We start from the raw sequence: 20,357 nt of genomic DNA on the forward strand, positions 1-20,357 counted from the left end.
AACGCGTCGATTCCTCACCAAGAGGACCCTGGTCAGAGGCGTCCCGCGGCGGGATGATTCGGCCATGTCGACAGACATGCCGCAGTTCGTGATGCCACCGCCGGTCGCGACCGAGCGGACCGTCGCCGACGGCGGGTTCCCCGGGCCCGGCGAGCTCGAAGGGCCGGCGGCCGCGCTCACGATGGCACCGGTGGTCGGGGCCCGCCCGCGAGCCTGGCTCGCGCGGGTGCTCGTCGCGGTGGGCGTCGCGGGCCTGCTGCTCGGGGCGGTGATCCAGGCCGGCGTCCACGGGGCCGCCGGCTCGGCCGCCGCCGCGCGAACGGCCGCGCTGCAGGCGACGGCGATGGAGTACCTCACCGCGATCGCGGAGGGTCGCGCCTCGGACGCCTCCGCGCTCGTGCCACCGACGCTGCGCGGCCAGCTCGCGCCCGACGAGGTGCTCGCGGCCGCGCGGCCGATCCGCGACTACTCCGCAGCGGTCGGGCACCTGGACGGCGCGACCGGCACGGTGGTCGTCGAGTACACCGTCGGCGGACTCGAGCTGCAGCGGCTGCTGCGCGCCGAGGAGGCCGACGGCGCCTGGCGCATCACGACGTCGCTCACCGAGATCCCCCAGGTGTACCAGGAGCACCAGCTGGCGCAGGTCTCCGTCGGATCCGTCGAGCTCGAGGCGAATCGGCGGATGCTGCTCTACCCGGGCGCCTACATGCAGGACGGCGTCGACACCGGGCTCTTCCGGTCGGTCGGCAACGCCTTCGTCGTCGACGGCGACCCGGCCTCCGTGACGGAGATCTGGAGCGGGCTCGAGCTCGACATGATGGTCGCGGTCGTCGCCGCCGACCTGGCGCTCGACATCGTGCACGACTGCCAGGCCGAGGCGAGCTGCGGCGTCGACGCCGAGGCGAGGGTGCAGCAGCTCGAGGAGCCGCACCTGCGCTCGGTGAACCCGCTGACGGGCGGCGTCGACATCGGCGCGCCGATCGCGATCGGCGACCGCTGGACGGAGGTGCGCATCCGCGCCCTGCCCGATCGCCTCACGGGCGCCGCCCAGTGGCTCTGCCCCGAGCCCGAGCGGCTCGACCTGCCGATCGTGCCCTGCGAGGAGTGAGCTGGGGCGCGGTGCGCGCCCCGCCGATCGGCACCGCGCCCCGCCCCCGGCCAGGCTCCGGTGGCTAGGGTGGAGCGGTGACCATCTCGCCCCTGTTCGACGCCGCCGAATGGGCCGACGCGGAGCCCGGGTTCGACGACATCACGGTGCACCGCTCGCGCGACGGGCGCATCGCGCGCATCGCCTTCGACCGGCCCGAGGTGCGCAACGCGTTCCGGCCGCGCACCGTCGACGAGCTCTACCGCGCCCTCGACGCCGCGCGGCAGGACAGCCGCATCGGCGTGGTGCTGCTGACCGGCAACGGGCCGAGCCCGAAGGACGGCGGCTGGGCCTTCTGCTCCGGCGGCGACCAGCGCATCCGCGGCCGCGACGGCTACAAGTACGCCGAGGGCGAGACCGCGGGCACCATCGACCCCGCGCGCTCCGGCCGCCTCCACATCCTCGAGGTGCAGCGGCTCATCCGCTTCATGCCGAAGGTCGTCATCGCGGTCGTGCCCGGCTGGGCGGCCGGCGGCGGCCACTCGCTGCACGTGGTCTGCGACCTGACGATCGCGAGCGCCGAGCACGGCCGCTTCAAGCAGACGGATGCCGACGTCGGGTCGTTCGACGCGGGCTACGGCTCCGCCTACATGGCGCGCCAGACGGGGCAGAAGTTCGCGCGCGAGGTCTTCTTCCTCGCCCGGGAGTACTCGGCGCAGCGGGCGCTCGAGGCGGGCGCGATCAACGCGGCCGTGCCGCACGAGGAGCTCGAGGCGACGGCGCTCGACTGGGCCCGCGAGATCCTGACGAAGAGCCCCACGGCCGTCCGGATGCTGAAGTTCGCCTTCAACGCCGTCGACGACGGGCTCGTGGGCCAGCAGATCTTCGCCGGCGAGGCGACCCGCCTCGCGTACGGCACCGACGAGGCGGTCGAGGGGCGCGACGCGTTCCTCGAGAAGCGGGAGCCCGACTGGTCCCCGTTCCCCTGGCAGTACTGAGCAGCGAAGGCACGGACGACCGAGGAGGTGCGAGCATGGCGATCGTCGTCGAGACGAGCGGCTCCAGCGGCGTGCCCAAGCGCGTCATCATCTCCGACGAGGCCATCGCGGCCTCGACCGACGCGGCCAACGAGCGGCTCGGCGGCCCCGGCCAGTGGGTGCTCGCGCTGCCCGAGCAGTACATCGCCGGCCGCAACGTGATCTGGCGGAACGCCGCCTCCGGCGCGCCTCTCGTGCGCACCGAGGGGTCGTTCACCGCCGAGGCCTTCGTCGAGGCGGTGCAGAGCCTCGAGCACGAGCGCAAGTTCACGTCGCTCGTGCCGACGCAGCTCGCGCGGCTCGTCGACGCGGCGATGCTCGACCGCTCCTTCATCGGGCCCATCGCGCGCCTCGACCGCATCCTGCTCGGCGGCCAGCGCGCGCCGTTCGGCCTCATCGAGCGGGCGGCGCGGCTCGGCTGGCGCATCACGCGCACGTACGGCGCGACCGAGACGGTCGGCGGCTGCGTGTGGGACGGCCGTCCGTTGCGCGACGTGAAGATCCGCCTCACCGACCAGATCGAGATCGCCGGGCCGCAGCTCGCCGACGGCTACGAGGACGCGGCGCTCACCGAGAAGCGGTTCGTCACCGACAGCTCGGGCACCCGCTGGTACAAGACGGGCGATGCCGGCAGCCTCGTCGGCGGCACGCTGCAGGTGTCGGGGCGCATCGACGACGTGATCAACTCGGGCGGCATCAAGATCTCGCTCGCGGCGGTCGAGCACGTGGTGCAGACGTTCGCGCCCGACGCGGTGGTCGTCGCCGCGCCGCACCCCGAGTGGGGCGAGGTGCCCGCGGTCGTCACGACGCTCAAGCCCTCGCTCGCCGAGATCCGCGCCGCCGTGGGGAACGCGCTCGGCAAGCCCGCCCGGCCCAACCACCTGGTGACGGTGTCGGTGATGCCGACCACCGCATCCGGCAAGCCCGACCGCAAGCGCCTGGCTCGGCTCGTCGCGAGCCGCACCCAGGAGCGCCGCCGCCGCGGCATCTTCGGCTGACGCCGCCGCGCGCCGTCCGTCAACCGGCTCCGTGCGGGGCCGACCGGACTATCCGGTCGGCGCGGCGCAGAGCCGGTCGAGCGACGGGCCGGCGGCGGCCGCCCGGCTACGATCGAGGCGATGGCCTCTCCCCGCTCCGGCAACCCCGCTCGCCGCGCCCAGCACGAGGGCACTGCGCCCTCGCCCGCCACCTGGCGCGACTGGATCGCCGCAGCCCGACCCCGCACGCTCGGCATGGCGATCGCGCCGGTCGCGCTCGGCAGCGCGGCCGCGTTCAACGCCGAGGGCTTCCACCTCGGCGTCGCGCTCGCGTGCCTCGCGCTCGCGCTCTGCATGCAGATCGGCGTGAACTTCGCCAACGACTACTCCGACGGGGTGCGGGGCACGGATGCGGTGCGGGTCGGGCCGGGACGCCTCGTCGGCGCGGGCAAGGCCAGCCCGGTCGCCGTGCGGAACGTCGCGATCGGGTTCCTCGCCGCCGGTGCGGTCGCCGGACTCGTCGTCGTGCTCGTGAGCGGCCGCTGGCTGCTGCTCGTCGTCGGCGTCGTCTGCATCCTCGCCGCGTGGGGCTACACGGGCGGCAAGCGCCCCTACGGCTACTACGCGCTCGGGGAGCTCATGGCGTTCCTCTTCTTCGGCCCGGTCGCCGTCGCCGGCACGACCTACGCGATCATCGGCCGCGTCACCGAGGACTCCCTCGCGCTCGGCGCGGCGATCGGCGCCATCTCGGCCGCGCTCATGCTCTGCAACAACCTGCGCGACATCGAGACCGACCGCACGGCCGGCAAGCGCAGCCTCGCCACCCTCATCGGCCGCCGGGCGTCGAAGGCGCTCTACGTGGCGCTCATGCTCGTGCCGTTCGTCATCCTGTGGATCTTCTCCTACGCGCTCGCCTACGGCTTCGCGGTCTTCGCGGTGCTGCTGCTCGCGGGGCCGGCGATGGTGATCGTGGTCATGGCGCGCTCGCCGCGCGACCTCATCACGGCGCTGGGCCTCACCGGCATGACGGCGCTGCTCTACGGCGTCGGCCTCGCGATAGCGATCTGGGCCGGCCCGGCGGGCTTCATCACCGCCTGACGCGACTGCCGCGCTGTCTCGCCGCAGCCGTGACCGGATCGTGACCCCCCCGGCCCGTTCAGCCGTACGGTGGGGGCATGCGCCCCGATGGCTCCGCTCGTGCAGCAGCTGCGGGCCTGAGCCTGCTCGTCGGGGCCGTCGCGCTCTCGGTGGCGCTCGCCGGGTGCGCTGCGTCGACCGCCGGCTCCCAGACGACTGCAGCGGCTCCGGCGCCGTCGACCTCGCCCGGGCAGGCGTTGCCCGAGCCCGACCTGCAGCTGTGCCTCGACCGGAGCGCGCTCGGCTCGGAGCTCGCGATGCTGCCTGCGTCTGCAGCCGACGCCGATCGGATCAGGGCGGCGCTCATCGATGCGCGCCGGCCGCTGGTCGCGGCGCACCCCGGGTCGATCGCGACCGTCGAGGTGGTCGGCGGCGCAGAACCGCGCCTCACGGTGGTCCCAGCGACTGGCGCGTCGATCGAGGCGGAGCAGGTCCGCGCGGCGCTGGCGACGATCGACGGCTTCGACGAGCTCGCCACGGCGATGGAGCACGTCGAGATCCAGGAGGCCGAGGGGCTGCCGTTCAGTGACGTCTGCGCTGCCTACACCGCCCTCGACCGCCTCGCGGAGGAGGCGGAGCAGCCGCTCATCGTGCAGCTCACGCTCGACCTCGCTGCGGGCCGCGTCGATGCGGCGGCGGCCGACATCGACGACCCCCGCCTGACGGCGCTCGCCTTCCCGGAGGGATCGGTCGAGCTCGTCGAGTGGGAGGGCACGCTGCCGACGTTCACCGGATGAGCGCGGCGCGCGATGATGGACCCGTGCCGTCGAGGATGCCGGAGTTCGAGATGCCGCCGGAGCTGCCGGCCGGCGAGGTCGACGACGCGCCCGACCGCGTCGACGCGCCCGACCGAGCCGACGCGTCCGACGCATCCGACGCATCCGCCGCCGAGCCGCAGCCGGCACCCGACGTCGACCGCACGGGGAACGGCGCTGGCCGCCGGAGGCTCATCGCCGGCGTCATCCTCGCCGCGCTGCTCGTCGCGGGCGGCTCGACCGCCGCGATCGTGCAGGCCGTGCAGCGCCAGGCCGAGGCTGCCGACACCGCGGCGCTCACCGAGCTGGCGCTCGACTACATCGGGGCGATCGCCGACGGCCGCGCCGACGACGCGACCGCGCTCGTGCCGGTCGAGGGCGACGCACCGCTGCTGACCGACGCGGCGCTCGCCGCCGCCGACCGCACCCGGCGGTTCGACGTCGCGGCCGTCGAGCTCGACGGCGACGCCGCAGCCGTGCTCGTCGAGCTCTCCGGCGGCCCGGGCCGCATCGAGCGGCGGCTCGCCGCGGTGCGCGACCCGGACGGGTGGCGGCTGACGACGAGCCTCGCGGAGCGCGTCGTGCTCGAGCAGGAGCGCGGCGTCGGCGTGCTGCCGCGCCTGCTGGGCGTCGAGATCGGCGGCGTCGGCGGCACGCTGCTGTACCCGGGCCTCTACCGCACGGAGCCGATCGACGAGGGCCTCGTCAGCATCGAGCCGTCGACGATCCGGGTCGACGGCGACCCTGCGACGCCCGCGGAGTCCGGGCTTCCCATCTGGCAACCGTCCGAGGGTCTCATCGACGAGGCCCGGCGCCTCGCCCTCGCGCACGGCGTCGCGTGTCAGGCGGCCGCCAGCTGCCCGGCTCCCGCCGGGGCGCTGCTCGGCCTCGGCGACGCGACGCAGCTGCAGGCCGCCGACGACGGCGCGATCGAGCTCGACGTGCCGCTGCGCGCGCTCGCCGAGGGCTCCGCCGCGCCGGCCGACCTCTGGGTGGGGGTGCGCGCCACCGCCCGCGACGGCGGCGGGGTCGACTTCGCGTGCACGGTGCGCCAGACGCGCGTCGGAGCCACCGCGACGCCGGAGGCCGAGGTGCCGCCCGAGTGGCAGCCCTGCGGCTGAGCGTCGCGCGCCGGGGTCAGCGGGGGGCGGATGCCTCGGGGTCGTCGCGCGGGTCGCGCGCGTCGGCGACCGGCTCGTCCGCCGTCGCCCGGGCGGCTTCCCCATCGGGTGCGGACTCCGCCGGCCGATCGAGCGCCTCGTCCTCGACGTCCGCGTCGTCGGGGCCCGCGCCATCGCGCCTGCGGCCCTCGCGCATCCGCTGCAGGTCGGCCGCGGCCTCGTCGCGCAGTTTCGGGAAGAACACGATCGAGGCGGCGAAGGCGAAGGCGAGCGAGACGATGAGCGAGAGCCACCACAGCACCTGCGCGACCATCAGCACCGCGAACGGCACGAGGAAGAGCGCAGCGCGCACGAGCAGGTAGCGCATCGAGGGGGCCATGCACCAAGTCTATGAGCGCCCCATAGGCAGGGGACGTACGCTGGGGTCATGAGGTGGCTCATCATCGGCGGGATCCTGGCCCTCGTGGTCACGGTCTACGCGCTCGTCGACCTGACGGTCACCGACGATCGCCGCGTCCGCCGCCTCAACCGCGTGCTGTGGGTCGTGCTCATCGTCGTGGTGCCCGTCTTCGGACCGATCGCGTGGCTCGCGTGGGGCAAGGGCCCGCGCGCCGACGCCCGCCCGATGGCGCCCGACGACGACCCCTCGTTCTCCCGCTCGCCCGACGTGACCGACGAGGAGGCCGACCGCCGCATCGCCGAGATCGAGGCGCAGCTCGCCGCCCTCGAGTCCGAGGACTTCGGGCCTTCGCCGGCCCCCGAGCGCGCGCCCGACCCCGAGCCGCGGCCGAAGCCGCACCCGCCGGTCGTCGGCCCTGAGGACGAGGCCGACGGCGACGCCGACGGTACCGGGCGCCGCGCGCCCGACGACGGCGACGCCGCACGTGCCTGAGGCGGCCCTGCCGGCCGCCGCCTACGCCGACCGGCTGGTCGCCGCGCTCGCCGCCGCCGGGGTCGCCGACATCGTCGTCTGCCCGGGCTCCCGCTCGCAGGCGATCGCACTCGCCGCCGCGCGCATGGCGCGCGAGGGAGGGCTCGCGCTGCACGTGCGCGTCGACGAGCGCACGGGCGCGTTCCTGGCCCTCGGTCTCGCGCGCGAGACCGGCCGGCCCGCCGCGATCGTCGTCACGAGCGGCACCGCCGTCGCCAACCTGCACCCCGCGATGCTCGAGGCCCATCACAGCGACGTGCCGCTCATCGCGATCACCGCCGACCGCCCCGCCGAGCTGCAGGGCATCCGCGCCAACCAGACGGCGCACCAGCCGGGCATCTTCGGCGACGCGGCGCGCGTGCTGCTCGACATCTCGGCGGATGCGCTCGTCGACCCCGAGGGCGACGCGGTCGCCGCCGTGCGGGCCGCGCTCGGCTGGCGCGACGACGCGCACACCGAGCCCGGCCCCGTGCAGCTGAACATCGCCTTCCGCGAGCCGCTCTCGGGCGGCGAGCCGGCGCGGCCACTGCCCGTCGAGCGGGTCGAGCGCCCGCCCATGCCGACCGCCGTGCTGCGGCCGGCCGAGCGCACCGTGGTGATCGCGGGCGCCGACGCCGGGCCCGCGGCCGTCGACCTCGCTGAGGCGATCGCCGCGCCGCTCATCGCCGAGCCCACCTCGGGCGCGCGCTTCGGGCCGCTGCTCGTGCAGCACGGGCGCGACGTCATCCCGCAGCTCGCCGACGAGGTGCGCCGCGTCGTGGTCGTCGGCCACCCGACCCTGTCGCGGGCCGTGAGCGGGCTCATCCGCCGCCCCGACGTCGAGGTGGTCGCGATCGGGCGCGCCGGGCAGGACAACGTGCGCGGCACCGGCGCGAGCACCGTGCTGAGCGGCCGCATCGAGGTCGAGGAGGCCGAGCCGGGCGCCGACGCCGAATGGATCGACCGCTGGGTGCGCGCCGGCCGCGCGCTCGCCGCCGAGCGCGACGCCGAGGCCGCCCCCGACTCGGCGCTCTCGCGCGCCGACTACGCGAAGGCGGAGCTCGCCGAGGGCCGCCGCCCCATCTCGCGCCGCGACCTCGTCACGCAGGTGTGGGAGCGCACCTGGCCGCACGACCGGCTCGTGGTCGCCGCCTCGCGGCTCATCCGCGAGCTCGACGCGCACGCCGGCCCCAAGGCGGTCACCGCCCGCGCCAACCGCGGCCTCGCCGGCATCGACGGCACCGTGAGCACCGCATCCGGCATCGCCATCGCGCACGAGCGCGCCGGCGGCGCCGGACTCACGCGCCTGCTCATCGGCGACCTCGCGCTGCTCCACGACGCCGGCGGGCTGCTCGTGCCGCCGGGGGAGGAGCGGCCACGGCTGCAGATCGTCGTCGGCAACGACCGGGGCGGCTCGCTCTTCGACCTGCTCGAGGTCGCCGGGAGCGCCCACCTCGACGACTTCGCGCGCGTGCAGCGCACCCCGCACGACGTCGACCTCGAGCACCTCGCCGCCGCCTACGGCTGGCCCTTCGAGCGCGTCACCGATCGCGCCGGCCTCCGCCGAGCCCTCTCGCAGTCCCGACCGGGCATCATCGAGGCAGTGCTGGAAGGGGACACGGATGGGCAGCAGCAGCTCTGACCTGCGGATCGACGCCGACTCGACGATCGTCGTCACCGGCGGCGCGAGCGGCATCGGGCGGCTCGTCGCACTCGGCGCCGCCCGCCGCGGCGCGCACGTCGTCATCTGGGATCGCGACGGCGCCGCCGCGCGCGTCGCGGCCGCGGAGGCCGACGAGGCGGGCGGGCGCGGCAGCGCGGTCGTCGTCGACCTCGCCGACGCCGACGCGATCGAGCTCGCCGCGGCCGAGACGCTCATGCTCGGCCCCGTCGACGTGCTCGTCAACAACGCCGGCGTGGTCTCTGGCCGTCCCCTCGCCGAGCTGACGCCGGCGCAGATCGACCGCACGATGCGCGTGAACGCGATCGCGCCCATCCTCGTCACCCGGGCGCTGCTGCCGGCCATGCGCGACCGCGGCCGCGGCCGCATCGTCACCGTGGCGAGCGCCGCGGGCTTCATCGGCGTCGCCGGCCAGACCGACTACGCCGCCTCGAAGTTCGCCGCCGTCGGCTTCATGGAGTCGCTGCGGGCCGAGCTCCGCAAGGAGCGCTCGCCCATCACGACCCTCACCGTCGCGCCGTTCTACATCGACACGGGCATGTTCGACGGCGTCACGACCAAGGTGCCGGCGCTGCTGCCGATCCTGTCGCAGGCGCGCGTCGCCACGCAGATCCTCGCCGCCATCGAGTCGCGCCGTCCGCTGCTCGCGCTGCCGCCGCTCGTGCGGCTCGTTCCCGTCATCAAGGCGCTGCCGACCGCCCTCGCCGACCTGGTGGCGGATGCGCTGGGCGTCAACGAGGGCATGGACGGCTTCACGGGGCGCGCGGCCCCGTCGCCGTCGGCCGCGGAGCGGACGGAGCACCGCTGATGCGCTGGCCCTGGCAGCGCAGGCGCGAGCTGCCGCCGGTGCCGCAGGTGACCGAGGCGGTCGAGCGCCGGTGGATGCTGCCGCGCACCCTCATCGTGCTGCTGTCCGTCATCGCCGTGTTCGCGGTGCTCATCCTGCTCAGCCAGGTCGCATCGTTCCTCGCCCCCGTCTTCCTCGGCTTCAACCTCGTGATCGCCGTGATGCCGCTGCAGCAGTGGCTGCTGCGCGTCGGCGCGCCCCGGATGGTCGCGGCCCTCGCGTCGCTGCTGACGGTCTACGCGTTCCTGCTCGCGCTCCTGTGGTCGATCTACTGGTCGGTGCAGTCGCTCGTGACCGAGCTCCCCGGCTACTCGGCCCGCTTCAACGCGATGTACCGCGACGTGCTCGCCTGGCTCGAGACGCTCGGCGTCTCGCAGGACGAGGCGCTCGAGCAGCTGCAGAGCGCCTTCAGCCCGAGCGCGATCGCCGGCGCCGTCGGCGCGCTCGCCTCCGACGCGGGCAGTGCGCTCGCCTTCGTCGCGACGCTCTTCGTCGTGGTCTTCTTCCTCGCCTGGGACTCCGTGCAGCTGCCCGAGCGCATGCAGCGCATCGCGGTGACGAACCCGGGCATGGTGCGCGGCATCGACCGCTTCGCCGCCGGGGTGCAGCGCTACTGGGTCGTGACGACGCTGTTCGGCCTCATCGTCTCGGCGCTCGACCTCATCGCGCTCATGCTGCTGGGGGTGCCGCTCGCGCTCGTCTGGGCCGTGTTCGCCTTCGTCACCAACTACATCCCCAACGTCGGCTTCGTGCTCGGCGTGATCCCGCCCACGCTCATGGCGCTGCTCGCCAACGGCCCCATCAACGCCCTCGCGACCGCGATCCTCTTCAGCGTCATCAACTTCGTGATGCAGTCGCTCGTGCAGCCGAAGGTGGCGGGGGATGCGGTGGGCGTCACGCCCGCGACCTCGTTCCTGTCGCTGCTCGTGTGGGCGTTCGCGCTCGGCCCCATCGGCGCGCTGCTGGCGCTGCCGTCGACGCTCGCGGTGAAGACGCTGCTGATCGACCCCGATCCGCGGCTCGCGTGGGCGAGCAAGCTCATGTCGAGCAAGCTCGACGCACCGCCGGGGGGCAGGCTCGGCCGCGCCGTCTCGCCCGGCGTCCGGCCGCGCGCGGAGGGCTCACCGCAGGCTCGCTGACAGCGGGGGCTAGTCTCTGGCCCATGACAGCGATCACCGACGCGCTCCGCATCACCCGCTCCGTCCGCCTCGACGAGGTGGATCCCGCATCCACGCCCGGCTTCGACGGCGACAAGCTCGCGGGGCGGGCGGCGCTCGCGGCCGGCGCCGACCACCTCTCGCAGCTGCAGGAGCGGCTGTTCGCCGCGAGCAAGGCGGGCGACGAGCGCTCGGTGCTGCTCGTCGTGCAGGGGATGGACACCGCCGGCAAGGGCGGCATCATGCGCCACGTGCTCGGCCAGGTCGACCCGCAGGGCGTCAAGATCACCGCCTTCAAGGCGCCCACCGACGCCGAGAAGCGGCACGACTTCCTGTGGCGCTTCGAGCCGGCGCTGCCGAAGCCCGGCATGATCGCCGTCTTCGACCGCTCCCACTACGAGGACGTGCTGATCCACCGCGTGCGCGGCTTCTCGACGCCCGAGGTGATCCAGGAGCGCTACGGCAAGATCGTCGAGTTCGAGCGGGGGCTCGTGGAGCGCGGCATCGCGGTCGTCAAGGCGATGCTGCACGTCTCGTTCGAGGAGCAGGGCGCCCGCCTGCTCGAGCGGCTCGACCGCCCCGACAAGCACTGGAAGTACAACCCCAACGACGTCGAGGAGCGCACCCGCTTCCCCGACTACATGGAGGCGTACCAGATCGCCATCAACCGCACCGCGCGCGCCGCGGCGCCGTGGAACGTGGTGCCCGCCGACCGCAAGTGGTACGCGCGGCTCGCGGTGCAGGAGCTGCTCGTCGAGGCGCTCGAGGGCATCGACCCGCAGTGGCCCGAGGCCGACTTCGACGTCGCGGTCGAGCGCGAGAAGCTGATCGCCCTCGGCGGCACGCCGCCGACCGAGGAGGCGAAGGCCGAGGCGAAGGCGAAGGGCAAGGCCAAGGAGAAGCAGGCCAAGACGGACAAGAAGAAGGCGAAGGCGGCGACCGAGTAGGGCGCCGCCTCCGGCTACGGCAGCGGGTCGGCGAGCGCGTCGGTGATCGGCCGCAGCTTCACAGCGGTCTCGGCGAGCTCGGCCGCGGGATCGGAGCCCGCGACGATGCCGGCGCCCGCGAACGCGCGGATCGCGCCGTCGGGCGCGATCTCGGCGCCGCGCAGCGCGATCACCCATTCGCCGCCGCCGTCGCCGTCGACCCAGCCGACCGGGCCCGCGTAGCGGCCGCGGTCGACGCCCTCGAGCTCGCGGATGATGCGCAGCGACGCCGCGCGCGGCGTGCCGGCGACCGCCGCGGTCGGGTGCAGCAGCGCGAGCACGTCGAGCGTCGAGCGCCCCTCGCCGAGCGTGCCGGTGATGTCGGTCGCGAGGTGCCAGAGGTTCGGCAGCCGCAGCGGGAACGGCTCCGACGCCCGCGCGTCGGGCGCGAGCTCGCGCAGCACCGCCATCGCCGAGTCGGCCGCGAACCGGTGCTCGCGCAGGTCCTTGTCGCCCGACGCGAGCGCCTCGGCGATCTCCGCATCGCGCGCCGGCGTCGCCCCGCGAGCCGCGGTGCCCGCGAGCACCCGCGAGAAGAAGTGCCCGCGGTGCGCCGCCACGAGCGTCTCCGGGCTCGCGCCGACGAGCCCGTCGACCGCGTACGTGACGGCGTCGGGGTAGCGCTGCACGAGCCCGACCGCGACCGAGCGCACGTCGCCGTCGGGCGGCAGCTGCCCCACGCGGTCGCGCGCGACCACGAGCTTCTCGGCCTCGCCCGAGCGGATGCGCTCGGTCGCCTCGGCCACGACGGCCCGGTAGCGCTCGGCGTCGATCGCGCCGTCGGCCAGCTCGACGCGCACCTCGTCGACCGCCGTCGGGTGCAGGCGGCCCTCGTCGCCGATCCAGGTGATCCACTCGTCGTCGCCGCGGCGCCCCACCACGACCTGCGGCACGATGAGCACGCTCGTCGCCGCCGAGTCGTCGTCGAACGCGAAGGCGCCGAAGGCGACGAGCCCCGTGCCGGGCACGCCGACCGCGTCGTCGACGACCGCGTCCTGCGCGACCCGACGCCACGCATCCGCCGCGTCCGACAGCCGGGACGGGCCCCGGAACTCGAGCCGGAGCGCCTCGCCGCGGCCGACGATGCCGTCGGCGCCGCGCCGGATCGCGAGCGGCGCGCGCGGGTCGGCGTGCTCCAGCAGGCGCCCGAGCTCCGCGCGCTCGGTGCGCACCCGCAGGCCTGGCATGCCAGCCAGCCTATGCCCGCGGAGCCTGGGCGGCGGCAGGGGAGCGGGCAGGCGGGGACGCCTAGGATGGAGCACGTGAGCCGAGCAGACATGCAGAAGGACCCGGACCAGGTCGCGGGCATGTTCGACGCGACGGCGAAGCGCTACGACCTGCTGAACTCGCTGCTGTCGGGCGGCAACGACCGCTTGTGGCGCATCCACATGCAGCGCGCCGTCGCCCCGAAGCCGGGCGAGCGCATCCTCGACGTCGCCGCCGGCACCGGCGCCTCGTCGGCGCCGATGGCGAAGGCGGGCGCGCTCGTCACCGCCCTCGACATCAGCCACGGCATGCTCGAGGAGGGCCGCAGGCGCCACCCCGACATCGAGTTCGTGCAGGGCTCGGCCGAGGAGCTGCCGTTCGACGGCGACACCTTCGACGCCGTCACCATCTCGTTCGGGCTGCGCAACGTGCAGCAGCCGCGCGCCGCGCTCAGCGAGTTCCACCGGGTGCTGAAGCCCGGCGGCCGGCTGGTCGTCTGCGAGTTCTCGCAGCCGCCCGTGAACGTCGTGCGCAAGAGCTACGAGCTCTACCTGCGCACGGTGCTGCCGGGCCTCGCCAAGGCCGCCAGCAGCAACCCCGAGGCCTACCGCTACCTCGTCGAGTCGATCGCCTCGTGGCCCGACCAGCAGGCGCTCTCGCAGTGGATCCGCACCGCCGGCTTCATCCGCGTCGCGCACCGCAACCTCACGCTCGGCGTCGTCGCGCTGCACCGCGGCCGCAAGCCGAGCGAGCAGACCGCTGCCATGCGCCTCGCGCGCCACGCGCAGCCGGAGGAGCAGGGCTCCTGATGCCGACCATCGCCGAGGCCTTCGGGCTCAGGGGGCCGCGGTTCGCGTCGCCCGCCGACTGCCGCGTCGTCGACGCGGTCGAGCGGGGCCTCGACGAGCTCGAGGGGCGGCTCGACCGGCACGTGCGCGTCGCCGACCCGGTCGCCGACGCGGCCACCCGCTACCTGCTCGAGGCCGGCGGCAAGCGCGCCCGGCCGCTGCTGCTGCTGCTCGCCGCCCACCTCGGCTCCGGCATCGACGACCGCGTGCTCTCGGCGGCCGAGCTCGTCGAGATCACGCACCTCGCGAGCCTGTACCACGACGACGTGATGGACGAGGCCGACACCCGCCGCGGCGTGCCCTCGGCGCACACGGTGTGGGGCAACAGCGTCGCCATCCTCGCCGGCGACCTGCTGTTCGCGCGCGCCGGCCAGATCGCCGCGCCTCTCGGCTCGGAGGTCGCCGAGCTGCAGGCGCGCACCTTCGAGCGGCTGTGCCTCGGCCAGCTGCACGAGACGCTCGGCCCCGGCGACGCCGACCCGGTCGACCACTACCTGCAGGTGCTCTCCGACAAGACCGGCTCGCTCATCGCGGCCGCGGCCGAGCTCGGCGTCGTCGTCAGCGGCGCCGACCCCGCCCACCGCGCGGCGCTGCGCGAGTTCGGCGAGCGCATCGGCGTCGCCTTCCAGCTCGTCGACGACGTGATCGACCTCTCCGCCGACCCCGAGACGGGCAAGGACCAGGGCAACGACGTGCGCGCGGGCGTGGCCACCCTCCCGGTGCTGCTGCTCGCCCGACGCGACGACGACGCATCCGCGTCCCTGCTCGCGCGCCTGCGCGAGCCGGCCGACGACGCCGACCTCGCCGCCGCCGTCGCCGAGCTCGCCCAGCACCCGGTGGTCGACGACACCGTCGCCGAGGCGGAGCGCTGGCAGCGCGAGGCGCTGCACGCGCTCGCGTCGCTGCCCTCGGGCACCGTGCGGCGCGCGCTCGAGGCCTTCGCCGAGCACGTCGTCTCGCGCACCCGCTGACTTCGCACCAGACCGGGCGGCGCGGCCGCCCCGCATCCCGAGGAGGACCGTGAGCGCTCCGCTCCGCATCGCCGTGGTCGGCGCCGGCCCCGCCGGCATCTACGCCGCCGACATCCTGAAGAAGTCGGTCGCCGAGGCCGGCGGCGACGTGCTCATCGACCTGTTCGAGCACCTGCCCGCCCCCTACGGGCTCGTCCGCTACGGCGTCGCGCCCGACCACCCCCGCATCAAGGGCATCATCGCCGCGCTCCGCGAGGTGCTCGAGTCGGGCGTCGTGCGCCTGTTCGGCAACGTGCGCTTCGGCGAGGACATCCACGTGGCCGACCTCGAGCGGCTGTACCACGGCGTGATCTTCGCGACCGGCGCCACGAAGGACGCCCCGCTCGAGATCCCCGGCATCGACCTGCCCGGCTCCTACGGCGCCGCCGACTTCGTCTCCTGGTACGACGGCCACCCCGACGTGCCCCGCGAGTGGCCGCTCGAGGCGAAGGAGATCGCCGTCATCGGCAACGGCAACGTCGCGCTCGACGTCGCCCGCATGCTGGTGAAGCACCCGGAGGACCTGCTCCCCACCGAGGTGCCCGCCAACGTCGTCGCCGGCCTCGAGGCATCCCCGGTCACCGACGTGCACGTCTTCGGCCGCCGCGGGCCGCTCGGCGTGAAGTTCACGCCGCTCGAGCTGCGCGAGCTCGGCGAGCTGCGCGACGTCGACATGATCCTCCACGACGAGGACTTCGGCGTCGACCCCGACGAGGAGCAGCAGAAGCAGAACAAGCAGATCCTCGTCATCTCGCGCGTGCTCGACCAGTGGCGCCAGCGCGAGGTCGGCCACGCCTCCCGCCGCCTGCACCTGCACTTCTGGTCGCGGCCGGATGCGGTGCTCGGCGACGGCAGGGTCGAGGCGCTGCGCGTCGAGCGCACGCGCCCGACGGAGCACGGGCTCGAGGGCACCGGGGAGCACCGGGAGATCCCCGTGCAGGCCGTCTACCGGGCGGTCGGCTACTTCTCGTCGCCGCTGCCGGAGGTGCCCTTCGACGAGCGCCGCGGCGTCATCCCCAACATCGCCGGCCGCGTGCAGGACGGCTCGCGCCCCGTGCCCGGCATGTACGCGACGGGCTGGATCAAGCGCGGGCCGGTGGGCCTCATCGGCCACACGAAGTCCGACGCGAAGGAGACGATCGAGCAGCTGCTCTCGGACGAGCACTCGTGGTGGACGCCCGAGCCGTACGACGCGGATGCCGTGCCGCGGCTGCTCGCCGAGCGCGGCGTCGCCTGGACCGACATCGCCGGCTGGATCCGCCTCGACGAGCACGAGATGGCGCTCGGCGCCCCGCACGGCCGCGCCCGCGTCAAGGTGGTGCCGCGCGACGAGATGATCGCCGTCTCGCGCGACGAGCGCTGACTTGGAGCCCGCCGGGCTGCTGCTGATCGCGCTCGCCGCCGTCGGCGCGGGCGCGATCAACGCGGCGGCCGGCGGCGGCACGCTCATCACCTTCCCGGCGATGCTCGCGGCAGGCATGAGCCCGCTCGCGGCGAACATGACGTCGTCGATCGGGCTGCTGCTCGGCACGCTCGGCGGCGCGTGGAGCTACCGGCAGGAGCTGCGCCGCCAGCGTCGCCGGTTCCTCGTGAACGCGCCGTTCGCGGCGGTCGGCGGCGCGGTCGGCGCGGTGCTGCTGCTGCTCACGCCCTCCGACGCGTTCACCGCGATCGTGCCCTGGCTCGTGCTCGCGGCGGCCGCGCTGTTCGCCGTGCAGCCGCTCATCGCCGCCCGGCTCGGGCGCTCGGCGGACGACGCCTACGACGTGGATGCGACGGGCGGCTGGGCGGCGAAGGCCGCGTTCGTGCTCATCGGCGTCTACGGCTCCTACTTCGGCGCCGGCATCGGCGTGATGATGCTCGCGATGCTCGGCCTCCTGATCCACGACTCGCTGCAGCACCACAACGCGCTGAAGAACGTCGTCGCGGGCGTCATCAACGGCACGGGCGCGCTCATCCTCGCCTTCTCGCCGCTCGTCGACTGGGGCGTCGTGGTCGTGATGCTCGGCGGCTCGCTGCTCGGCGGCATCGCCGGCGGGTGGCTGTCGCGGCGGGTGCCGTCGTGGCTGCTGCGCGCCGTCGTGATCGCCTTCGCGCTGGGGGTGGCGCTCGCGATGCTGCTCGGCTGAGCGGCTACTGCAGCGCCGAGCTCAGGCGCGCGATGCTGTCGAACATCTGCGCCACCCGGTGCCGGGCCATCCACGCCTCGAGCGTGAGCTCGGTCGACTGCTGGCGGTACGCCTCGGCGATCCCCTCGAGCTGCGCCACCATCCCGTGGCCCTCGACGAGCATCGAGACCTCGAAGTTCAGGCCGAACGAGCGCATGTCGATGTTCGACGAGCCGATCACCGAGACCTGGTCGTCGAAGGTCATGAACTTCGAGTGCAGCACCGTCGGCTTCGCGAAGAGGGTGATGCGCACGCCCGCCCGCAGCAGCTCCTCGTAGTAGGAGCGCTGCGCGTGGTACGTCCAGAACTGGTCGCCGATCTCGCTCGCGAAGAGCTCGACGTCGACGCCGCGCATCGCCGCCGACGTGATCGCGTAGCGCATCGTCTCGTCGGGCACGAAGTAGGGGCTCACGATCGTGATGCGCTCCTGCGCCGCGTGCACGAGCTCGACGAAGATGCGCAGGTTGATCTCGCCCTCGAAGCCGGGGCCGGAGGGCACGACGGATGCGTTGAGGTCGCCGTCGGGCGTCGTCGCGCTGGTCGCGAGCTCGGCGAGCTCGTTCGTCTCGGCCCACCAGTCCGACCAGAACAGCACGTCGAGGGCGCGCACGGGAGGCCCCGAGAACTCGAGCCAGGTGTCGCGCCACTGCAGGCCGCGGCGGAGGTTCTTGCGCAGCAGGTAGGAGGGGTCGACGAGGTTGAGCGAGCCCGTGAAGCCGACGGCGCCGTCGATGACGACGAGCTTGCGGTGGTTGCGCAGGTCGGGCCGCTGCCACTGCCGGCGGAGGGGGCGCAGCGGCAGCATGTCGCGCCACTCGGCGCCCATCGCCTCGAGCCTCGCGATGGTCTGCTTGCGGCGCGGGTAGCGGCGGCTCGTGAGGTGGTCGACGAGCACCCGCACGGTGACGCCGCGCGCGGTCGCGCGCTCGAGCGCGGCGAAGAACACCTCGGTGCGCTCGGAGGCGACGAGCAGGTAGAACTCGACGTGCACGAACGACTCGGCCTCGTCGATGCGCCGCGCCATCGCCTCGAGCTGCGCGTCGAACTCGCCCCACACGATCGCCTCGGCCGGGCCGAGGTGCGGCATCGACGACAGGGAGCGGTTGAGCTGCAGGATGCCGCCGAGCCACTCCGGCCGGTCGCGGGGCGCGGGCGCGTCGTCGATGTCGAGCGTGCTCTCGCCGATGAGCTCCTGGATGGCGGCCATCTTCTCGCGCCGCCCCCGCGAGAGGCGGTTGTTGCCGAGCAGGCCGAACAGGATCCAGCCGAGGATGGGCTGGATCATGATGATGAGCAGCCACGCGATCGCCGAGGCGGGCCGCCGCTCGTAGGGGACGACGACGAGCGCGAGCAGGCGCAGCCCGATGTCGAGTGCGATGAAGAGCGCGCCGAGGACCTGCGCGACGGTCGGGTCCACCTGGTTCGCTCAGCCCGGCGTCAGCGGAAGTTGACGAACTGCAGGTCGATGTCGAGGTCGGCGCCCTTGAGCAGCTGGATCGTCGCCTGCAGGTCGTCGCGGCTCTTCGAGGTGACGCGCACCTCGTCGCCCTGGATCTGCGTCTTGACGGTCTTGGGGCCCTGCTCGCGGACGAGCTTCGTGACCTTCTTGGCGTCCTCGCTCGAGATGCCGTCCTTCAGGCCGATCTCGATGCGGAACTCCTTGCCCGAGGGGTAGGGGTCGCCCTGGTCGAGCATCTTCAGGTCGATGCCGCGCTTGATGAACTTCGACTGCACGACGTCGAGCACCGCCTTGACGCGCTCCTCGCTCGAGGCCTTGAGCAGCAGCTTCTCGCCGCTCCACGCGACATCCGCCCCGACGCCCTTGAAGTCGTAGCGCTGCTCGACCTCCTTGCGCGCCTGGTTGACGGCGTTGTCGGCCTCCATCTTGTCGACCTTGCTGACCACATCGAACGAGGAATCTGCCATGCCCCGATCCTAGGCGTCCCCGCCCCTCCGCCCCATCCCTCGCCGAGCGGCGCCGCTCGGGAGAGGCCGCGGGGAACGACGAAGCCCCGCCTCGAGGGCGGGGCTTCCGGATGTGGCGAGTGAGGTGTGCTGGTTCACGACATCGTTCACATCTGAGTCGGGACATCGTTCACATCGACGATGAGGCGTGTCGAAGTCGCGCGTCATCGTCCTCTCCGTCGTCCGCCAGGGCCTGAGCAAGGCCGAGGCGGCTCGCCGCTTCGGCGTCACCTGGCGGTGGGTGCACGAGCCTGTGCGCCGCTACGAGGCGGGAGGGCTCGACGCGCTCGAGCCACGATCGCGCCGCCCGAGGACCAACCCGAACCAGGTCGAAGCGCGCGTCCGGGATCGGATCATCGAGCTGCGCACGACGCTCACCGACGCCGGCTGGGACGCCGGCCCCGCGACCATCGCCGCCCACCTCGAGCGCGAAGGCACCCCCGCGCCCGCGATCTCCACCATCCGCCGCATCATGCTCGACGCGCAGCTGATCACTCGCGAGCCCAACAGCGACCCCGGGCCGCGATGATCCGCTTCGAGGCGCACCAGCCGAACGAGCTCTGGCAGTCCGACTTCACTCACTGGCGCCTCGCCGACGGCACCGACATCGAGATCCTCAACTGGCTCGACGACCACTCCCGGCTGCTGCTGGCCTGCACCGCTCATCAGCCCGTCACCGGCGCCGCCGTCATCGAGTCCTTCACCGCCACCATCGCCACCCACGGCACCCCCGCCGCGACCCTGACCGACAACGGCCGCGTCTTCACCACCCGCGTCACCGGCACCCGCAACGGCTTCGAACAGCTCATCGCGAGCCTCGGCATCCAGCAGCGCAACGGCCGCCCCTTCCACCCGCAGACGCAAGGGAAGATCGAGCGGTTCCACCAGACCCTCAAGCGCTGGCTCGCCGCCCAGCCAGCCGCGCACGACCTCGCCGGGCTCCAGGCCCAGCTCGACCGGTTCCGCGACCACTACAACCGACACCGCCCGCACCGCGCGCTCGACCGTCGCACACCGCAAGCCGCCTACGACGCCACCGTCAAGGCTGCACCCGCTGACCATCCCGACCAGGGCGACTGGCGCATCCGCCGCGACCGCGTCGACAAGTTCGGCAAGCTCAGCCTCCGCCGCGCCGGCCGCATGCACCACCTCGGCATCGGCATCGCCCACGCCCACACCGCCGTGCTCATCCTCGCCGACCGGCACACGGTCACGGTCACCGACAGCCACACCGGCGAAGTCCTCGCCACCCACACCGTCGACCCGGACCGGCTCTACTGGCGCAACCAACAGAGAAGCCCCGGCCGATGGCCGGGGCTTCCCCAATAACAACGATGACGCGGAACATCTATCAACGATGTCCCGCGTCATCACAATGTGGCGAGTGAGGTGTCTGGGTTCACGACATAGGTCGCACTTGATAGGTCTCTCATGAGTCGGGACATCGGTCACAGTCGCTGGCATG

General features: G+C 73.7%; 19 protein-coding genes and 1 pseudogene. 16 read left to right on the forward strand and 4 right to left on the reverse strand.

Annotation, left to right across the window (positions count from 1 at the left end; all coding sequences use genetic code 11):
• The first annotated feature begins 64 nt into the window (after nucleotides 1-64).
• The 6 genes from AC1RNL_RS03820 to AC1RNL_RS03845 all read left to right on the forward strand — a co-directional run bounded on the left by AC1RNL_RS03820 (nucleotide 65) and on the right by AC1RNL_RS03845 (nucleotide 6,114).
• On the forward strand, nucleotides 65-1,108 hold the full coding sequence (locus AC1RNL_RS03820) for a hypothetical protein (protein ID WP_492934494.1): 1,044 nt from the start codon (nucleotides 65-67) through the stop codon (nucleotides 1,106-1,108).
• A 77-nt stretch (nucleotides 1,109-1,185) separates the two neighbouring features.
• Complete coding sequence (locus AC1RNL_RS03825; RefSeq protein ID WP_128189214.1) at nucleotides 1,186-2,085, forward strand: 1,4-dihydroxy-2-naphthoyl-CoA synthase; 900 nt, start codon at nucleotides 1,186-1,188, stop codon at nucleotides 2,083-2,085.
• Between the two features lie 35 nt (nucleotides 2,086-2,120).
• The gene (locus AC1RNL_RS03830; protein WP_128189215.1) at nucleotides 2,121-3,122 is read left to right on the forward strand and encodes an AMP-binding protein; all 1,002 of its coding nucleotides are present in this window, start codon (nucleotides 2,121-2,123) and stop codon (nucleotides 3,120-3,122) included.
• A 120-nt stretch (nucleotides 3,123-3,242) separates the two neighbouring features.
• Nucleotides 3,243-4,199, forward strand: coding sequence for a 1,4-dihydroxy-2-naphthoate polyprenyltransferase (locus AC1RNL_RS03835; RefSeq protein WP_492934495.1), 957 nt, complete (start codon nucleotides 3,243-3,245; stop codon nucleotides 4,197-4,199).
• Nucleotides 4,200-4,276: 77 nt separating this feature from the next.
• Nucleotides 4,277-4,975: a hypothetical protein gene (locus AC1RNL_RS03840; RefSeq protein ID WP_164877030.1), complete on the forward strand. Its 699-nt coding sequence runs from the start codon at nucleotides 4,277-4,279 to the stop codon at nucleotides 4,973-4,975.
• A 23-nt stretch (nucleotides 4,976-4,998) separates the two neighbouring features.
• Nucleotides 4,999-6,114, forward strand: a complete 1,116-nt coding sequence (locus AC1RNL_RS03845) for a hypothetical protein (RefSeq protein ID WP_492934496.1) — start codon at nucleotides 4,999-5,001, stop codon at nucleotides 6,112-6,114.
• 16 nt (nucleotides 6,115-6,130) lie between these two features.
• On the opposite strand, the gene AC1RNL_RS03850 is transcribed toward AC1RNL_RS03845, so the two are convergent.
• Nucleotides 6,131-6,493, reverse strand: coding sequence for a DUF4229 domain-containing protein (locus tag AC1RNL_RS03850; protein ID WP_146355282.1), 363 nt, complete (start codon nucleotides 6,491-6,493; stop codon nucleotides 6,131-6,133).
• Nucleotides 6,494-6,541: 48 nt separating this feature from the next.
• Here AC1RNL_RS03850 and AC1RNL_RS03855 point away from each other — a divergent pair, with 48 nt between their 5' ends.
• The 5 genes from AC1RNL_RS03855 to AC1RNL_RS03875 are packed head-to-tail and all read left to right on the forward strand — an operon-like array spanning nucleotide 6,542 to nucleotide 11,656.
• Complete coding sequence (locus tag AC1RNL_RS03855; protein WP_492934497.1) at nucleotides 6,542-7,006, forward strand: PLDc N-terminal domain-containing protein; 465 nt, start codon at nucleotides 6,542-6,544, stop codon at nucleotides 7,004-7,006.
• Nucleotides 6,999-8,666 (forward strand): 2-succinyl-5-enolpyruvyl-6-hydroxy-3-cyclohexene-1-carboxylic-acid synthase, encoded by a 1,668-nt coding sequence (gene menD, locus AC1RNL_RS03860; protein WP_492934498.1) that lies wholly within the window; start codon nucleotides 6,999-7,001, stop codon nucleotides 8,664-8,666. Before AC1RNL_RS03855 ends, menD begins: the two co-directional genes overlap by 8 nt.
• Complete coding sequence (locus tag AC1RNL_RS03865) at nucleotides 8,647-9,513, forward strand: SDR family oxidoreductase (protein ID WP_246992306.1); 867 nt, start codon at nucleotides 8,647-8,649, stop codon at nucleotides 9,511-9,513. The genes menD and AC1RNL_RS03865 overlap by 20 nt, the downstream gene beginning before the upstream one ends.
• Nucleotides 9,513-10,691, forward strand: coding sequence for an AI-2E family transporter (locus tag AC1RNL_RS03870; protein ID WP_492934499.1), 1,179 nt, complete (start codon nucleotides 9,513-9,515; stop codon nucleotides 10,689-10,691). Before AC1RNL_RS03865 ends, AC1RNL_RS03870 begins: the two co-directional genes overlap by 1 nt.
• 23 nt (nucleotides 10,692-10,714) lie before the next feature.
• Nucleotides 10,715-11,656, forward strand: a complete 942-nt coding sequence (locus AC1RNL_RS03875) for a PPK2 family polyphosphate kinase (RefSeq protein ID WP_492934500.1) — start codon at nucleotides 10,715-10,717, stop codon at nucleotides 11,654-11,656.
• A gap of 14 nt (nucleotides 11,657-11,670) precedes the next feature.
• On the opposite strand, the gene AC1RNL_RS03880 is transcribed toward AC1RNL_RS03875, so the two are convergent.
• Entirely contained in the window at nucleotides 11,671-12,882 is a 1,212-nt protein-coding gene (locus tag AC1RNL_RS03880; protein ID WP_492934501.1) for an isochorismate synthase, read from the reverse strand.
• A 66-nt stretch (nucleotides 12,883-12,948) separates the two neighbouring features.
• Between AC1RNL_RS03880 and AC1RNL_RS03885 the strand changes: the two genes are divergently transcribed.
• From AC1RNL_RS03885 to AC1RNL_RS03900, 4 genes are read left to right on the forward strand one after another with little or no spacing between them, the layout of a single operon-like run.
• Nucleotides 12,949-13,710, forward strand: a complete 762-nt coding sequence (locus AC1RNL_RS03885) for a class I SAM-dependent methyltransferase (RefSeq protein WP_396131358.1) — start codon at nucleotides 12,949-12,951, stop codon at nucleotides 13,708-13,710.
• On the forward strand, nucleotides 13,710-14,720 hold the full coding sequence (locus tag AC1RNL_RS03890) for a polyprenyl synthetase family protein (RefSeq protein WP_310126697.1): 1,011 nt from the start codon (nucleotides 13,710-13,712) through the stop codon (nucleotides 14,718-14,720). The genes AC1RNL_RS03885 and AC1RNL_RS03890 overlap by 1 nt, the downstream gene beginning before the upstream one ends.
• Before the next feature lie 49 nt (nucleotides 14,721-14,769).
• Nucleotides 14,770-16,122 carry an FAD-dependent oxidoreductase gene (locus tag AC1RNL_RS03895; RefSeq protein ID WP_364197619.1) on the forward strand — a complete coding sequence of 451 codons (1,353 nt, stop codon included), beginning with the start codon at nucleotides 14,770-14,772 and terminating at the stop codon, nucleotides 16,120-16,122.
• 1 nt (nucleotide 16,123) lies between these two features.
• Nucleotides 16,124-16,888, forward strand: a complete 765-nt coding sequence (locus AC1RNL_RS03900) for a sulfite exporter TauE/SafE family protein (protein WP_246992292.1) — start codon at nucleotides 16,124-16,126, stop codon at nucleotides 16,886-16,888.
• Between the two features lie 4 nt (nucleotides 16,889-16,892).
• Here the strand turns inward: AC1RNL_RS03900 and AC1RNL_RS03905 are convergent, their stop codons facing one another.
• On the reverse strand, nucleotides 16,893-18,344 hold the full coding sequence (locus tag AC1RNL_RS03905) for a phospholipase D-like domain-containing protein (protein WP_492934502.1): 1,452 nt from the start codon (nucleotides 18,342-18,344) through the stop codon (nucleotides 16,893-16,895).
• Between the two features lie 20 nt (nucleotides 18,345-18,364).
• Nucleotides 18,365-18,853 (reverse strand): YajQ family cyclic di-GMP-binding protein, encoded by a 489-nt coding sequence (locus AC1RNL_RS03910; protein WP_128188398.1) that lies wholly within the window; start codon nucleotides 18,851-18,853, stop codon nucleotides 18,365-18,367.
• A gap of 187 nt (nucleotides 18,854-19,040) precedes the next feature.
• On the opposite strand from AC1RNL_RS03910, the pseudogene AC1RNL_RS03915 reads away from it, so the two are divergent.
• A pseudogene (locus AC1RNL_RS03915) lies at nucleotides 19,041-20,221 on the forward strand (IS481 family transposase).
• Nucleotides 20,222-20,357: the final 136 nt, after the last annotated feature.

The organism is Agrococcus sp. GW821-FHT14H11, from assembly GCF_058803545.1.

Excerpts from the sequence above, each read along its gene's own strand:
- AC1RNL_RS03850 (WP_146355282.1), bottom strand. The coding sequence starts at position 6,493 with ATGGCCCCCTCGATGCGCTACCTGCTCGTGCGCGCTGCGCTCTTCCTC.
- AC1RNL_RS03880 (WP_492934501.1), bottom strand. The coding sequence starts at position 12,882 with ATGCCAGGCCTGCGGGTGCGCACCGAGCGCGCGGAGCTCGGGCGCCTG.
- AC1RNL_RS03840 (WP_164877030.1), top strand. The coding sequence starts at position 4,277 with ATGCGCCCCGATGGCTCCGCTCGTGCAGCAGCTGCGGGCCTGAGCCTG.
- AC1RNL_RS03855 (WP_492934497.1), top strand. The coding sequence starts at position 6,542 with ATGAGGTGGCTCATCATCGGCGGGATCCTGGCCCTCGTGGTCACGGTC.
- AC1RNL_RS03885 (WP_396131358.1), top strand. The coding sequence starts at position 12,949 with ATGGAGCACGTGAGCCGAGCAGACATGCAGAAGGACCCGGACCAGGTC.
- AC1RNL_RS03865 (WP_246992306.1), top strand. The coding sequence starts at position 8,647 with ATGGGCAGCAGCAGCTCTGACCTGCGGATCGACGCCGACTCGACGATC.
- AC1RNL_RS03910 (WP_128188398.1), bottom strand. The coding sequence starts at position 18,853 with ATGGCAGATTCCTCGTTCGATGTGGTCAGCAAGGTCGACAAGATGGAG.
- AC1RNL_RS03830 (WP_128189215.1), top strand. The coding sequence starts at position 2,121 with ATGGCGATCGTCGTCGAGACGAGCGGCTCCAGCGGCGTGCCCAAGCGC.
- AC1RNL_RS03835 (WP_492934495.1), top strand. The coding sequence starts at position 3,243 with ATGGCCTCTCCCCGCTCCGGCAACCCCGCTCGCCGCGCCCAGCACGAG.
- AC1RNL_RS03890 (WP_310126697.1), top strand. The coding sequence starts at position 13,710 with ATGCCGACCATCGCCGAGGCCTTCGGGCTCAGGGGGCCGCGGTTCGCG.
- AC1RNL_RS03820 (WP_492934494.1), top strand. The coding sequence starts at position 65 with ATGTCGACAGACATGCCGCAGTTCGTGATGCCACCGCCGGTCGCGACC.
- AC1RNL_RS03870 (WP_492934499.1), top strand. The coding sequence starts at position 9,513 with ATGCGCTGGCCCTGGCAGCGCAGGCGCGAGCTGCCGCCGGTGCCGCAG.
- AC1RNL_RS03875 (WP_492934500.1), top strand. The coding sequence starts at position 10,715 with ATGACAGCGATCACCGACGCGCTCCGCATCACCCGCTCCGTCCGCCTC.